Consider the following 14,164-nt stretch of genomic DNA (forward strand, 5'->3'; position numbering starts at 1 on the left):
TGGCGAGACCCTATAACCACAATCGTAACCCGCTGCTGAAGGCCGCCACCGCACAACACTCGCAACCGGCAAGGCTTGAGCGCAGTCACAAGGAGCATGTCATGAGCAATCGCGCGATCATCAACACCGACAAGGCCCCTGCTGCCATCGGTCCGTATTCCCAGGCGATCAAGGCGGGCAACACCGTCTATCTGTCCGGCCAGATTCCGCTGGACCCGCAGACGATGGAAGTCGTCGAGGGCGGTATCGAGGCGCAGGCGCGTCAGGTCTTCACCAACCTGAATGCCGTGTGCGAAGAAGCCGCCGGCAGCCTGGGCGACATCGTCAAGCTCAACCTCTACCTGACCGATCTGGACGACTTCGCGCGCGTCAACGCGGTGATGGAAGAGTTCTTCACCGCGCCCTTCCCGGCGCGTGCCGCGGTCGGCGTCAAGGCGCTGCCCAAGGGCGTGGCCTTCGAAGCCGAAGGCGTGATGGTCATCGGTGACTGAGTACCCGCTCACTGACGATGGCAGGTCACCCGAGAGGAGTGACTGACGCAGAGACGACAGTGCCCGCCCCGGGAATCCGGGGCGGGCACTGTCAGTTATCGGTCAATGCTTGATCAACCTTCAACTTATCCACACCCGGTCAAACGGCTCGAGGCGCAACCGCATGTGGACAAGTGAAAGATCAGCGGCCCGACAATTCGCTCTTCGGCACCGTCACGCCGTGCTCCTTGAGCACCTCGGCATAGCCCTCGCGAAAGGTCGGGTAACGGAAGGTGTAGCCGCTCTCGAGCAACAGGGCGTTGCCGCAGCGCTTGCTGGAACGACGCCGCAGCGGTGACTGGATCACCTCGGTGGACTCGACCTTGAGCTGACGCGCCAGCCAGGCCATCACTTCGTGCAGCGGTGCGCCGTCACAGTCGGTGGCCAGATAGATCGGCTCGACCGGCTTGCCCTCGAGGCTCAGCGCGATCAGGTGCGCCAACACGCCCGCACAGTCGTCACGGTGGATGCGGTTGGAGTAGAGTGGCGGGTTGCTGGCGGCGATGCGACCATCACGCGCCTGGCGGATCAGCATGTCGCGGCCCGGCCCGTAGATGCCGGAGAAGCGCACCACGGTGCCGTTGAGCGAGGAATCGAGCAGAGCCTGCTCGCCTTCGCGCATCAACTGGCCCGAGAAGCTGGTGGCATCGGTGGGCGACTGCTCGTCGACTTCCTCGCCATCCTTCTGGGCGTAGACGGAGGTCGAGGACACGAACAGCACGCGGGTCGGCGGATTGGCGCGCGACTCGAGCTCCGTCACCAGCGCCCGAATGCCGTCGACGTAAGCGGCACGATAGGCCTCTTCGTCAAAACGGTCGGCGCTCAGCACATGTACCACCGTGTCGGCATCTGGCAAGCTGGCCAGTGCACCTTCGGCAGTGATGTCCAACGCCAGCGTCTCGATGCCGAGATCCGCAAGCCTGGACACATCGCGCCTGACACCAATGACGTGCTGACCGGCCTTGAGCAGTTCGCGCGCCAGCGCGCTGCCAACGTCGCCACAACCGAGGATGAGACTCGTCTTCTTCACCTTTGCCGTGCTCCTTGGTAAAACGAATCGGTACCCACCGCATCCCAGGATGCCAGTTCCGGGCAGGAATCATGACTCTAACAGAACTCCGCTACATCGTAACCTTGGCCCAGGAGCGTCATTTCGGACGCGCCGCAGAGCGCTGCTTCGTCTCGCAGCCCACCCTGTCGGTGGCCGTCAAGAAGCTTGAGGAAGAGCTGGGAGTCGCACTGTTCGAGCGTTCCAAGTCCACCGTACAGGTCACACCGCTCGGCGAGAAGATCGTTCAGCAGGCCCAGCGCGTGCTGGAGCAGTCCAGCGTGATCAAGGAACTGGCCAATTCCGGCAAGGACCAGCTCTCCAGCCCCCTGCGCATCGGCGCCATCTATACCATTGGACCGTATCTTTTCCCGCACCTGGTGCCGGAACTGACGCGGCGTGCGCCGAAGATGCCGCTCTACATCGAGGAAGGCATGACCGGCGACCTGCGTCGCAAGCTGCGTAATGGCGAGCTGGACGTGATCATCGTCGCGCTGCCGTTCACCGAGACCGACGTGCTGACCAAGATCCTCTACGAAGAGCCCTTCGAAGTCCTGCTGCCGGCCGGCCACTCCCTGCTCGAGCAGGACAGCATCGCCAAGGAGCAGTTGATCAACGAGCGTCTGCTGATGCTCGGCGAGGGCCACTGCTTCCGTGATCAGATTCTCGAGGCCTGCCCGGCCATCGGCAATCAGATCAACAACCCCGAAAATACGCTGATCGCCGAAGGCGGCTCGCTGGAAACCATCCGCCACATGGTCGCCTCCGGTCTCGGCATCACCGTGCTGCCCTACTCGGCGACCGGTACCGGTCACTACGAGAGCGGCGTGCTCGAGACGCGTCCCTTCAAGGACCCGGCCCCCAGCCGCAGCGTGGCGCTGGCATGGCGTGCCAGCTTCCCGCGCCCCAAGGCCATCGACGTGATCAGTCAGGCGATCGCCGAGTGCTCCAATCGTGCGCGCCAGAGCAATGAGAACGGCATGCAGGGTTCCGCTTCCCAGAGCCACGAACCGGCATGAGCAGGGCGGGCACGGAAGCCTCATCTGCCGGGCCCGCCAGCGCCGGTGTCTTCGCCACCGGCGCGCTGGCCCAACCGCTGGACAGCCTGAGCGGCGTCGGCCCCGCGCTGAGCGAGAAGCTGTCGCGCCTCGGACTGGAACGCGTCGCAGACCTGCTGTTCCATCTGCCGCTGCGCTATCAGGACCGGACCCGCGTCACGCCCATCGGCACGCTCAAGAGCGGCATGGAGGCGGTGGTGGAAGGCGAGGTGACGGCCTGCGACATCGTCAAGGGCCGCCGCCGCAGTCTGCTGGTACGCCTGCGCGACGGCAGCGGCATCCTCAGTCTGCGCTTCTTCCACTTCTCTCCTGCCCAGCAGCAGCAATTCCAGCGTGGCCATAGCGTGCGCTGCTTCGGCGAGGCACGCGCCGGGGCCACCGGTCTCGAGATCTACCATCCGGAATACCGCCTGCTCGGCCAGGGCGCCGCGCCGGTGGAAGACCACCTCACGCCTATCTATCCGGCCACCGAAGGCCTCAATCAGGCGCGCCTGCGCGCCCTGATCGCCCAGGCGCTCAAGCAGCTCGAGGAAACACCCCACGAACTGCCGGACCTGATTCCCGAGGCGCTGCGCACACGCTTTCGCCTGCCCGGCGTGATCGAGTGTCTGCGCTTTCTGCATGAACCGCCCCCCGATGCCCCCGTCGATCAGATGAGCGATGGCGTGCATCCCAGTCAGCGGCGTCTCGCCCAGGAAGAGCTGCTCGCCCATCAGTTGAGCCTGCGTCAGGTGCGCGCGCGTATCCAGCAGGACGGCGCGCCCTCATTGAGCGCCAGCGGTGGCCTGAGCACGCGCTTTCTTGCCCAGTTGCCCTTCTCGCTGACCGGTGCCCAGCGCCGCGTGCTGGATGACGTGCGCCGTGATCTGGCGCGCGAGGTCCCGATGCTGCGTCTGGTACAGGGCGACGTGGGCTCGGGCAAGACGATAGTGGCGGCAATGGCGGCGCTGATCGCCATCGGCGGCGGCTGTCAGGCGGCCTTGATGGCGCCCACCGAGATTCTCGCCGAGCAGCACTACCGCAACTTCCGCGAATGGCTGGAGCCGCTGGGCATCGAGGTGGCGTGGCTGGCCGGCAAGCTCAAGGGCAAGGCGCGGCTGGATGCCAAGGCCGCCATCGCCGATGGCCGCGCACGCATGGTAGTCGGCACGCATGCACTGTTTCAGGCCGATGTGACCTTCCAGCGCCTGGGGCTGGCGATCGTCGATGAGCAGCACCGTTTCGGCGTGCATCAGCGCCTCGCATTGCGGGCGAAGGGGGAAGCCGGTGGCCTGACACCGCACCAGCTGATCATGACCGCGACGCCGATTCCGCGCACCCTGGCGATGAGCGCCTACGCCGATCTCGACCTGTCGGTGATCGACGAGCTGCCGCCGGGACGCACCCCGGTGCAGACCGTCGCGGTGGCCGACCCGCGCCGGCCCGAGGTGGTCGAGCGCATCCGCGCCGCCTGCTCCGAGGGTCGTCAGGCCTATTGGGTGTGTACGCTGATCGAGGAATCCGAGGTGATGACCTGTCAGGCCGCCGAGGTGACGCGTGACGAGCTGACCGAGGCACTGCCGGAGCTGTCCATCGGACTGGTCCATGGCCGCATGAAGGCGGCGGAGAAGGCCGAGGTGATGGCAGCATTCAAGGACGGCGAGCATGATCTGCTGGTGGCGACCACGGTGATCGAGGTCGGGGTCGATGTGCCGAATGCCAGCCTGATGGTGATCGACAATCCCGAGCGTCTCGGCCTGTCGCAGCTGCACCAGCTGCGTGGCCGTGTCGGGCGCGGCAGCACCGAGAGCTTCTGTGTGCTGCTCTATCATCCGCCGCTGTCGCAACACTCCAAGCAGCGCCTGGCGGTGATGCGCGAGACCACCGATGGCTTCAGGATCGCCGAGAAGGATCTGGAACTACGCGGACCCGGTGAAGTGCTGGGCACGCGTCAGACGGGGCTGGCGGGGATGAAGATCGCCGATCTCGAGCGCGACAGTGACCTGATCGCCCCGACCACCACGCTGGCCGATGCCATCCTCAGCGAGGCCCCGCAGGCCGCGGAGCCCCTGATCCGCCGCTGGCTGGGCGAGGCGGCCGGGCAATACGGCGCCGTCTGAGCGCCATCTCCCTCCCGCTACGCGCCAGCGACTCAGCTGGCGCGGCTGGCCTTGATCAGCTGGGTGCCGGCGCTTTCCAGCGGCTGCAACAGCCGCAGCACCAGAATCAGCTGTGACAGCGCCAGACGCCCGGTGGTGGATTCGACCTGCTCGACCTCGGCTTCCAGTGCCGCGATCTCATCGTCGCTGTCCAGCGTGACGGCGACCTCGCCGCCCGCTTCCAACTGTTCCCCCAGTGCCGTCAGCTGTTGACTCAGGCGCTCGCCATGGCGCAGCAGCGTCTCGATGCCGCTGCTGGCCGAGGCGGTCGATTCCAGTTCGCCACGATGCGCTGCCAGTGCCGAGAGATAACCGAGCACGGTATGCGCGTGGAGCAGGAAGCCGAAGCCCGGCTCGACATCGCGACGGAAGTGGCCGGGTTCCTTGCGGGCCGTGGCCAGCAGATTGGAGAAAGCCGCATCGGCGTTATGGGCATTGCGGCGTGCCAGGCGGTAGGCCAGATCATCGCGCTTGCCGTGACGGTACTGGGACAGCACCTCGCCCAGATAGCGACCGCTGGTCTTGAGACTGACGCCGGCCTGTCGGTAGAGCTTGCGGCCCTGCCAGTCCGGCAGGATCAACACCACCGAAAGCCCCGCCAGCAGGCCGCCGACCAGCGTATCGAACAGGCGCGGCCAGATGAGATCGAAGCCATCGCCGACCTGATTGAAGCACGCCAGCACCATCAGCGTGATGGCGGCCGTGGCCAGGGTATAGCGCGAGCCACGGGTAGCGAAGAACAGCACCCCCGCGACCACGGCGATACCGGCCTGGATCGTGGGCGCCGGGAACAGACTGATCAGCGCCCAGCCGGCAACCAGACCGATCAGCGTGCCCAGAATCCGCTGCGCCAGCGTGCGGCGCGTATCGCCGTAGCTGGGACGGCACACGAACAGCCCGGTCAGCAGAATCCAGTAGCCCTGGGTCGGGTGCACCGCCAGCAGCACGCCATAGCCGGCCACCAGCGTCGCGGTCAGACGCAGCGCATGACGGAAGATCGGCGAGCGTGGCGTCAGGTGACTACGGATACGCTCGAACATGTCGCGCGTGCCGTGGGGCGAGCGGTCCAGCAGGCTGTTGTCGCTTTCATTGCTGACGGCTTCGAGATCATTCAGGCGCGCGATCTGGCCTTCGATCAGGCGCAGGTTGCTGGCGAGGGCTTCCAGCGCCTGCATCAGATGGTGCCACTCGGGCCGCTGCTGTTGCTTGAGATAGACGAGCGAGGCATTGAGGTCTTCCAGCGCCTGCTGGCTGTCACTGGCATCGAAGGGCTGGCGCATCAACAGCGCCTTGCCGAGCCCGCGACAGGCGCGCCCCTGCTGCTCCAGCAGGCGCTGACAGCGAAACAGGATGTCGTGATGGAAGAAGGCGTCGGTGAGCTGGCCGTAGGGGTAATGGCTGGAGCTGGCGCGCTCATGGAGGTCCTGGGCGATGAAGTAGAGCCGCAGATAGCGGTCAAGCTTGGTGGTATCGCGCCGCCCGGCGAGTCGCCGGAAGACCATCTCCTTGGTCTGATTGAGCGCCACCACCACGCGGCCGTTCTGCTCGGCCAGCGCCAGACGCCGGGCGGACTGGTCGACATTGCGCAGCGGCTCGAACAGCTGCGCCTTGAGAATCAGGTAGCGCCCCAGCTCACGGTAGAGCGTCGCCATGCTGTGCTTGAGCGGCTGGCGCGAGAACAGCGCGCACCACACGACCGAGAGCAGGCCATACCAGGTCGCGCCCACCACCAGCAGCAGCGGCTGCACCAGATTGATGCCCAGCCCCGGCTCCCGCAGCCATTCGGGCAGGCTGCGCTCCAGCACCGCGATCTGACCATCACCATGCTGCTGCTCGAGACTGATCATGGTGTAGACGGCCAGAATCAACGAGGCGCGCGCGATGGCGCCGTAGCGGGCATCGATGGCGCCCAGCATCGGCATCGCGAAGGTGGCCAGCGCCAGCCCGATCACGAAGGGCAGCGGCATGCCGAACAACAGCTCCACCGAGACGGCGGCGATGCTGAAGCAGGCCAGCGTCATGCCCAGCGCGCGCAGTCGGCCGCGCCAGTGATCATCGGTTTCCGCCAGCCCCGAGGCGATCACGCCCAGAAACAGCGGAATCACCACCGCCATCTCGTCGAGCCAGAACCCCACCGCCATCACGCCACCCAGCGCGATCAACATGCGTAGCGAATAGCTGAAGGCATCCAGCGTCCACAGACGACGCAGGGAGTGCATGAGGGAGTCCAAGAGAGAGCGTGTCATGAAGTGTTCCGTGACCAGAGCGCAGGGCAGCGCATTAGACTTTAGATTTATATCGCTAGCATAACACCCCGTTCTGCCGTGTCCGAGAGCCATGGCGCATGCAAGCGTTGGCAGGCGCGTCGAATGTCGAATCGCCGCGACGTGCCACTCTGAAGAATCCTGACCTCATTGGCTTTCATGGAGAATACCGATGCATCCTCTTATCGAACGCGTCACTGGCTCCCTCGGGCTGTCACCGGAAATCGCCGAGCAGGCGGTCGGCATGGTTCTCAAGTTCGTGCGTGAGCAGGGGCCGGATGGCCCGGCCGCTTCACTGCTGGGCGCCATTCCGGGAGCGGAAGGCCTGATCGGCAGCGCAGGCGAGGAAGCCGCCGAGTCCGGTGGCGGTGGCCTCATGGGCGGCCTGATGGGCGCCGTCAGCGCCTTCACCGGCGGCAGCGGTGGCGGTGCGCTGGAACTGGGCCAGAAACTGATGGGGCTGGACCTGAACATGGACCAGGCGCGTGGCGTGGCTGATGAGACGCTGAGCTATGCTCGCGAAGAAGCCGGCGATGGCGTGGTCGATCAGGTGCTCGAAGGCATTCCGGGCCTCAAGCAGCTGCTGTGACGCCCCCCAAGAGAGCCTCGCGACAAAAGAAAGGCTCGCGACAAACGAAAGCCTCGTGGCAAAAAGGTTCATCGCAAAAAAGAACGCCCCGCTGAGAGAATCAGCGGGGCGTCTTTCGTTCATGCAGGCACGACACAGGACCATTCAGCGAATGCGCTTGAGCAATGACTGCAAGCGGTTGAGCTGGGCCGAATCGCCGACCAGACGCACACGCTGGTCCATCAGGCCTTGCAGGAAGGCACGCGGCGAGGGCTTGAGCAGAAAGGCCACCGCACTGTCGCTATCGGCGAAGCGCAGCTCAAGCTCGGTATCCACCGGCAGGCCACTGCCGGTGGTGACGCCCGCGTGGGACATGCGGTAGTGACGCGCGATGCTCATGTCTTCGGTCGCGACGCCCCAGTCCAGCGGGCGCTTTTCCAGCTCGGCACGAAATTCGGGGTCGCGCTTGAAGGCCCGCTTGAGCAGCAGACCCAGCACCCACAGCAATATCTTGAGCTTCATGGTGTCATTCCTTGAATCGCGAAGCGTCGTTCACGCAGGCCATATGAAAATGCCACCGGCCCCGCAGGGCGGAACCGATGGCATCAGCATGACAGCCGACAGGGCTTTTGATGACGACGATTGAAAGCCATGGCGACAGCCACCCCGGGTCTGCGCTGAAGCACGAGCCGAGGTTACTTGGTCACTGCATCCTTCAACGACTTGCCGGGTTTGAAGGCAACGGTCTTGCTGGCCGGGATGGTCAGCGGCTTGCCTGTCTGAGGGTTCTTGCCGGTACGCGCCGCACGCTGGCGCACGGTGAATGACCCGAAACCGATCAGTGAGACGTCATTGCCTTTGGCCACGGTATGAGTGATCTCATCGAGAATCACGTTCAGTACCTGACTGGCCTTGTCCTTGGATAGATCCGCACGCTCGGCGATGGCCGCAGCGAGTTCTGGCTTGCGCATGAAAAGCCCTCCTGGTTTGGCATTCTGCACGGGCGGCCAAGCCGCCGTTTCCATTGTTGTTCTTGCACTTGCTAGCGGTGGCGTATGGCGGCGACGCGATCCGCTCCCGGCAAGCTTTGCCGTATCAACCTGTCGATGGCAGCAATCTGTCAGACGACGCACGCTGAGCAGCATGTCTGACGGAGCATTCACTATCGTGCCTGACCGCGCTGGCAGCAAGGGATTTACGACCATCGATCATGGCATCGCCTAGCCTAGCAACGGCGGCGCCTGCCGCGCTAGCTCGACTTTCCTGCGAACGGCGGCGCCTGTCAACGCATATCCAATCAAGCGTTCGTTCATATCTAGTGCACGCGCTTCGAGGTCATCGCCTTCACCGGTGATTTCCCAGCGCGCCACGGCCGAACGCGGCGGATAGGCCACCACCGGCAAGACCGGTGTCTTGACCAGTACCGGCCACGCCCTCCAGTCGAGCACGCTCGGCTCGCCACACAGGTTGGCCGCCAGGGTGCGCGCAGCCATCTGCAGCGGCTGGACGTACATGGCATTGACGCCCTCGACGCTGGCGCAATCGCCCAGTGCCCAGATATGCGGCTGAGAGGTGGCCAGGTGGCGGTCGACACGGATGCCGTCACCACCTGCACTCAGGCCCGCGGCCTGCGCCAGACGAATGCGCGGTGCCAGGCCGGTGGCCAGCAGAACCACGGAGCCCGTCAGGCGACGACCACTCTGCAGGCGCACTTCGACCGGCGCAGCCTGGCGTTCGGCCTCCTCGCCCGAGCTGGCGGCGATGGTCTCGACCATCTCGCCCTGGCGACGCGTCACGCCGAGTCCATCCAGCGCCGCCCCCAGACGCTGCCCCAGCGCTTGCGGCAGCAATCCGTCCAGCGGAGTATCCTCCGGCGCGACCAGCGTGACGCGGTGGCCGGCGGCCGTCAGATCATTGGCGTATTCACAGCCGACCAGCCCGGCACCGACAATCACCACGTGCCCGTCTTCCCCGCGCTCGCGGGCCTTCGCCAGCGTCGCGCAGAAGGCCGCATAGTCGTCGAGATCATTGATGCTCTGCACCCGCGAAGCCACTTCCGCAGCGACGGAGAAGGGACGACGCGGCGCGGCACCGAGTGCCAGCACCAGCTCGTCATAGGCCAGACACTCCTCGCCCAGCCAGAGCTGGCGGGCATCACCATCGATGGCAGTGACGCGTTGATGGGTACGCAGCTCGGCATTCAGCTCGTCCGCCAGCGCCACCGGTGCCTGACGCGACAGGTCGGTGGCCGACATCTTCTTGGCGAAGGCGGTGGACAGCATGGGCTTGGCGTAATCGTGGCCGCTGTCCTGGCTGATGAGGATCAGCCGGCTGTCCTTGTCACGCGCACGCAGCGCGCGCGCCAGAGCAATGCCCGCCATGCCGGTACCAATGATGACAAGGGTGCGAGGGTCGCGCATGGCACCATCTCCTGAGATCGATCCGAGAGAAGCGCTGATGAAAGAGCGCCAGCAGCGTCAGTCATGAACGCCAAAGAATGCGCCCAGCATACCAGCCCACCAGCAGTGCCGGCATGCCTGAGCGGGAGGCCTTGTCGCCCTGCCATGCTAGACTCGCCATTTCGTCATCCTGACAGGGAATTCACCGTGGTCCGATGCCCAGCAGGCGAGCCTCATCGCGCAGCGCTCACGTCACTGACCTCCACCTGTGAGGCGCCTCATTCGTCAGCCAAGTCCCTGTGCCAGCCTGCGACTCGCTGGCCCTCATCCACGCGCGCCGCGCCCGCTGCTTCAGCAGCGGTGCGCCGTCATTGGCAGCCGGCTGCCGCGCTGCAGGGGGTCATGCCGGGCGGCTGGTGGGCGTGGCTCTCATCGACGGACTCGCTGACCCAGCGTCTTGCCAGCGCCATGCAGCAGCAGGATGAACGCAATGACCAGCCCATTCAGGGCGTGCGCGTGCGCCTGCTGCTGCAGGACACCGGCCCCGCACGCCTGGATGAAGCGCGCCTGTTGGGCATCGGCCCACGTCGGCATGTCTGGCGGCGTGAAGTGGCGCTCTGTCATGGCGATACGCCATGGGTGATCGCACGTTCGCTGGCGGCGCTGGACCTGGCTCACGGTCATCGCCTCTCGACGCTGGGCGAGCGCTCGCTGGGCCATTGGCTGTTTCGCCAGCCGGACCTGACCCGCAGCGCCATCGATGTCAGCCGCGCCCCGCTGGTGCTTTCGAGCCGCAGACCGCTGGCCCGAACCACCAGCCTGTGGATGCGCCGCTCGATGTTCTCGCATGGTCGCTTCAAGGTGCTGGTGCAGGAGGGCTTCACCCCAGCCTTCCAGCACGCGCTGCAGCTGGCCTGAGTCTTGCGGCCGACCGGCCTCGCTTCCCTCTCTTTCCTTGCCCACTACCACCCGCCCAGGAGCCCCGATGACCGCGTCATCCACTTCCGCCGCTTCGCGTCCTTCCAGACTGGCCGACTACCTCGCCCTGACACGGCTGGATCGCCCCATCGGCACCTGGCTGCTGATGTGGCCGACTCTATGGGCGCTGTGGCTGGCGGCAGATGGCATTCCCGAGCGCACGACCCTGCTGATATTCATCGCCGGGGTCTATCTGATGCGCGCCGCCGGCTGCGTCATCAACGACTACGCCGACCGCCATTGGGACAAGCATGTCGAGCGCACGCGTGACCGGCCGCTGACCTCGGGTCGCATTTCGGAGCGCGAGGCGCTGACGCTGTTCGGGGGGCTGGTCGCGGCCGCCTTCGTGCTGGTGTGCTTCACCAACCTGACCACGGTACTGCTGTCGATCGTCGCCGTGCTGCTGGCGGCCAGCTACCCGTTCATGAAGCGCTTCCACCATCTGCCCCAGGTGGTGCTGGGCGCCGCCTTCGGCTGGGCGATTCCGATGGCCTTCGCCGCGACGCTGGAGGAAGTGCCGACCTACGGCTGGTGGCTGTTCGCGGCCAATCTGATGTGGACGGTGGCCTACGATACCGCCTATGCAATGGTCGATCGCAACGACGACCTCAAGGTAGGCATCAAGTCCACCGCCGTGCTGTTCGGGCGTGCCGACAAGCTGATGATCGGCCTTCTGCAGCTGGGCATGCTGGCGGTGTTGATCGGCATCGGCCTGCACCTGGCGCTGGGTATCTTCTACTGGCTGGGGCTGGCTGCCGCCGCTGTCACCTTCGTCTGGCAGCAACGTCTGATCCGTGAGCGTGAGCGTTCACCCTGCTTCCAGGCCTTCCTCAACAATCATTGGACGGGTCTGCTGATCTTCGCCGGTATCGCCCTGGCGACCTGGCCGATGAGCTGACGTCTGCATGAACATCAGTTTTATTTGATTTAAAGCGACCCCTGCCCCCGGTTACTCCCCAGCCCACGGTTCATGCCGGCCGCCCACCCTTCAGAGGCGGCTGGCAGGCTTGCGTGCAAGCTGCCATGCTGGCAGTTGTCATCTCGTTGTCATATAAGCGGGTTGTAATCGTCATCGACTTGTCATTCTGGCGCGTGCGCCGACTGCTGCATGGGATCTAGCGATGAGCTCCAAGACCGTACTGATTGTCGACGATGAATCCTCGATTCGCGAGATGATCGCCGTTGCCCTCGAAATGGCGGATTACCGCGTACTGGAGGCAGACAATGCCCAGGACGCCCACGCCATCGTCGTCGATGAAAAGCCCGATCTGCTGTTGCTGGATTGGATGATGCCGGGCACCAGTGGCCTGGAGCTCGCGCGGCGTCTCAAGCGAGACGAGACTACCTCGGAGTTGCCGATCATCCTGTTGACCGCCAAGGGCGAGGAAGACAACAAGATTCAAGGCCTGGAAGCCGGCGCCGATGACTACATCACCAAGCCCTTCTCGCCGCGCGAGCTGGTCGCCCGTCTCAAGGCCGTGCTGCGTCGCACCACGCCCAAGGGAGTCGAGGAGGCGGTGGAAGTCGAAGGCCTGATGCTCGACCCGGCCAGCCACCGCGTCACCGCCCACGGCAACTCGCTGGATGTCGGCCCGACCGAATATCGCCTGCTGCAGTTCTTCATGACGCATCAGGAGCGTGCCTACACGCGCAGCCAGCTGCTCGACCAGGTATGGGGCGGTAACGTCTATGTCGAGGAGCGCACCGTGGACGTGCACATCCGCCGCCTGCGCAAGGCGCTGGGCACAGGCCATCAGCATCTGATCCAGACCGTCCGCGGCACCGGTTACCGCTTCAGCGCTCAGGCCTGAGGAATTCATGCGCTATTGGACCAACGAGCTATGGCGCCTCGGCTACCTTGCCGGTGGCTTCGGCCTGATCGGTGGCCTGCTGGGCCATCTTGGCTGGGGCCTGGCGCTGGGGCTTTCGCTGTATCTGTTCGTCCATCTCAAGCATTTGAAGAGCCTCTACACCTGGCTGATCACCAATCCCCATGAAGAGCCACCGCCCGGCGATGGCGTCTGGGGAGACCTGCTCGATCGTCTTTACCGCTACCAGAAGGGCCAGCGTCAGGCTCAGGAGCGACTGCGCAGCATCCTCAACCGTATCCAGGAATCCTCAGAGGCCATGCGCGACGGCCTGGTGATGCTGGACAACCACGGTGACATGGAATGGTGGAACAGCGCGGCCGAGCAGCTGGTCGGTCTCAAGGCCAGCCACGACCGCGGCCAGCACATCACCAATTACCTGCGTGACCCCGTCTTCATCGACTACTTCAATCGGCTGGCCTATCGCGAGCCGTTGACACTCCAGTCACCGCTGTCTGACAACCTGACGCTGCAGATCTCCATCACCCTGTTCGGTGACAACGAGCGTCTGGTCATGCTGCGTGACGTCACCCGCCTCTATCGTCTTGAAGAGATGCGCCGCGACTTCGTGGCCAATGTCTCCCATGAACTGCGCACGCCGCTGACCGTGCTGGCCGGCTATCTCGAGACCTATTCCGATTACGCCGATGACCTGCCCCCACGCTGGCAGCGTGGGCTTGGTCAGATGCAGAGCCAGACCGACCGCATGCAGCACCTGGTCGAGGACCTGCTGACCCTGTCACGCCTGGAAACCGACGAACTGTCCGACAACGGTCGCTGCATCGACATGAGTGCCCTGCTCGCCCATATCCGCGACGATGCTGAAGGCCTGTCCCAGGGACGCCACACCTTCACCATCGAGGCCGATACCAGCCTGTCTCTGCGCGGTGAGGAGCAGGAGCTGCGCAGCGCGATCTCGAATCTGGTCTTCAATGCGGTGCGCTACACCCCCGAAGACTGCCATATCACCCTGCGCTGGAAGGCGGATGACCAGGGTCTGCTGGTCGAGGTGGAAGATGACGGGGATGGCATCGACCCGGTCCACCTGCCGCGCCTGACCGAGCGCTTCTATCGCATCGACAAGGGCCGCAGCACCGCCACGGGAGGCACCGGCCTCGGACTTGCCATCGTCAAGCATGTGCTGATTCGCCATCAGGGCCATCTGGAGATCGACAGCCACCCCGGTGAGGGCGCGCGCTTCCGCTGTCACTTCCCCGGCGAGCGCGCCTGCCAGGCGAGCGCTTCCCAAGCCAGCAGTGCGCTAGCCCAGTGATGGCCTGAATCAGTCCCTGAGCGGACGCCAGCCCAATGCA

13 protein-coding genes are annotated in these 14,164 nt (G+C 64.9%); 8 read left to right on the forward strand and 5 right to left on the reverse strand.

What is annotated here, in order from left to right:
• The first annotated feature begins 101 nt into the window (after positions 1 to 101).
• Positions 102 to 491, forward strand: coding sequence for a RidA family protein (locus tag F8A90_RS17155; protein ID WP_043331752.1), 390 nt, complete (start codon positions 102 to 104; stop codon positions 489 to 491).
• Positions 492 to 672: 181 nt separating this feature from the next.
• Here F8A90_RS17155 and F8A90_RS17160 read toward each other — a convergent pair whose 3' ends face one another.
• Positions 673 to 1,560, reverse strand: coding sequence for an SDR family oxidoreductase (locus tag F8A90_RS17160; protein ID WP_200018163.1), 888 nt, complete (start codon positions 1,558 to 1,560; stop codon positions 673 to 675).
• 71 nt (positions 1,561 to 1,631) lie between these two features.
• On the opposite strand from F8A90_RS17160, the gene F8A90_RS17165 reads away from it, so the two are divergent.
• Complete coding sequence (locus F8A90_RS17165) at positions 1,632 to 2,597, forward strand: hydrogen peroxide-inducible genes activator (protein ID WP_200018171.1); 966 nt, start codon at positions 1,632 to 1,634, stop codon at positions 2,595 to 2,597.
• On the forward strand, positions 2,594 to 4,735 hold the full coding sequence (recG, locus tag F8A90_RS17170; RefSeq protein WP_200018179.1) for an ATP-dependent DNA helicase RecG: 2,142 nt from the start codon (positions 2,594 to 2,596) through the stop codon (positions 4,733 to 4,735). The genes F8A90_RS17165 and recG overlap by 4 nt, the downstream gene beginning before the upstream one ends.
• A gap of 32 nt (positions 4,736 to 4,767) precedes the next feature.
• On the opposite strand, the gene yccS is transcribed toward recG, so the two are convergent.
• A complete protein-coding gene (gene yccS / locus F8A90_RS17175; RefSeq protein WP_200018183.1) occupies positions 4,768 to 7,020 on the reverse strand; it encodes a YccS family putative transporter in 2,253 nt (750 codons plus the stop codon).
• A 190-nt stretch (positions 7,021 to 7,210) separates the two neighbouring features.
• Between yccS and F8A90_RS17180 the strand changes: the two genes are divergently transcribed.
• The gene (locus F8A90_RS17180) at positions 7,211 to 7,627 is read left to right on the forward strand and encodes a DUF2780 domain-containing protein (protein WP_054556347.1); all 417 of its coding nucleotides are present in this window, start codon (positions 7,211 to 7,213) and stop codon (positions 7,625 to 7,627) included.
• Between the two features lie 144 nt (positions 7,628 to 7,771).
• Here the strand turns inward: F8A90_RS17180 and F8A90_RS17185 are convergent, their stop codons facing one another.
• The 3 genes from F8A90_RS17185 to F8A90_RS17195 all read right to left on the reverse strand — a co-directional run bounded on the left by F8A90_RS17185 (position 7,772) and on the right by F8A90_RS17195 (position 10,026).
• The gene (locus F8A90_RS17185) at positions 7,772 to 8,128 is read right to left on the reverse strand and encodes a hypothetical protein (RefSeq protein ID WP_054556348.1); all 357 of its coding nucleotides are present in this window, start codon (positions 8,126 to 8,128) and stop codon (positions 7,772 to 7,774) included.
• A 173-nt stretch (positions 8,129 to 8,301) separates the two neighbouring features.
• Positions 8,302 to 8,577, reverse strand: a complete 276-nt coding sequence (locus F8A90_RS17190) for an HU family DNA-binding protein (RefSeq protein ID WP_024952843.1) — start codon at positions 8,575 to 8,577, stop codon at positions 8,302 to 8,304.
• Between the two features lie 249 nt (positions 8,578 to 8,826).
• Positions 8,827 to 10,026 carry an NAD(P)/FAD-dependent oxidoreductase gene (locus F8A90_RS17195; protein WP_200018185.1) on the reverse strand — a complete coding sequence of 400 codons (1,200 nt, stop codon included), beginning with the start codon at positions 10,024 to 10,026 and terminating at the stop codon, positions 8,827 to 8,829.
• Positions 10,027 to 10,365: 339 nt separating this feature from the next.
• On the opposite strand from F8A90_RS17195, the gene F8A90_RS17200 reads away from it, so the two are divergent.
• The 4 genes from F8A90_RS17200 to phoR all read left to right on the forward strand — a co-directional run bounded on the left by F8A90_RS17200 (position 10,366) and on the right by phoR (position 14,124).
• On the forward strand, positions 10,366 to 10,923 hold the full coding sequence (locus F8A90_RS17200; RefSeq protein WP_267906749.1) for a chorismate--pyruvate lyase family protein: 558 nt from the start codon (positions 10,366 to 10,368) through the stop codon (positions 10,921 to 10,923).
• Between the two features lie 67 nt (positions 10,924 to 10,990).
• Positions 10,991 to 11,881: a 4-hydroxybenzoate octaprenyltransferase gene (gene ubiA / locus F8A90_RS17205; protein ID WP_200018194.1), complete on the forward strand. Its 891-nt coding sequence runs from the start codon at positions 10,991 to 10,993 to the stop codon at positions 11,879 to 11,881.
• Between the two features lie 223 nt (positions 11,882 to 12,104).
• Positions 12,105 to 12,794, forward strand: a complete 690-nt coding sequence (gene phoB, locus F8A90_RS17210) for a phosphate regulon transcriptional regulator PhoB (protein ID WP_043331741.1) — start codon at positions 12,105 to 12,107, stop codon at positions 12,792 to 12,794.
• A 7-nt stretch (positions 12,795 to 12,801) separates the two neighbouring features.
• Positions 12,802 to 14,124 (forward strand): phosphate regulon sensor histidine kinase PhoR, encoded by a 1,323-nt coding sequence (gene phoR / locus F8A90_RS17215; RefSeq protein ID WP_200018202.1) that lies wholly within the window; start codon positions 12,802 to 12,804, stop codon positions 14,122 to 14,124.
• Positions 14,125 to 14,164: the final 40 nt, after the last annotated feature.

The organism is Cobetia sp. cqz5-12, assembly GCF_016495405.1.
Classification (GTDB): domain Bacteria; phylum Pseudomonadota; class Gammaproteobacteria; order Pseudomonadales; family Halomonadaceae; genus Cobetia.

Coding starts and splice junctions, on each gene's coding strand:
- F8A90_RS17155 (WP_043331752.1), top strand. CDS start 102: ATGAGCAATCGCGCGATCATCAACACCGACAAGGCCCCTGCTGCCATC.
- F8A90_RS17165 (WP_200018171.1), top strand. CDS start 1,632: ATGACTCTAACAGAACTCCGCTACATCGTAACCTTGGCCCAGGAGCGT.
- recG (WP_200018179.1), top strand. CDS start 2,594: ATGAGCAGGGCGGGCACGGAAGCCTCATCTGCCGGGCCCGCCAGCGCC.
- yccS (WP_200018183.1), bottom strand. CDS start 7,020: ATGACACGCTCTCTCTTGGACTCCCTCATGCACTCCCTGCGTCGTCTG.
- F8A90_RS17180 (WP_054556347.1), top strand. CDS start 7,211: ATGCATCCTCTTATCGAACGCGTCACTGGCTCCCTCGGGCTGTCACCG.
- F8A90_RS17185 (WP_054556348.1), bottom strand. CDS start 8,128: ATGAAGCTCAAGATATTGCTGTGGGTGCTGGGTCTGCTGCTCAAGCGG.
- F8A90_RS17190 (WP_024952843.1), bottom strand. CDS start 8,577: ATGCGCAAGCCAGAACTCGCTGCGGCCATCGCCGAGCGTGCGGATCTA.
- F8A90_RS17195 (WP_200018185.1), bottom strand. CDS start 10,026: ATGCGCGACCCTCGCACCCTTGTCATCATTGGTACCGGCATGGCGGGC.
- ubiA (WP_200018194.1), top strand. CDS start 10,991: ATGACCGCGTCATCCACTTCCGCCGCTTCGCGTCCTTCCAGACTGGCC.
- phoB (WP_043331741.1), top strand. CDS start 12,105: ATGAGCTCCAAGACCGTACTGATTGTCGACGATGAATCCTCGATTCGC.
- phoR (WP_200018202.1), top strand. CDS start 12,802: ATGCGCTATTGGACCAACGAGCTATGGCGCCTCGGCTACCTTGCCGGT.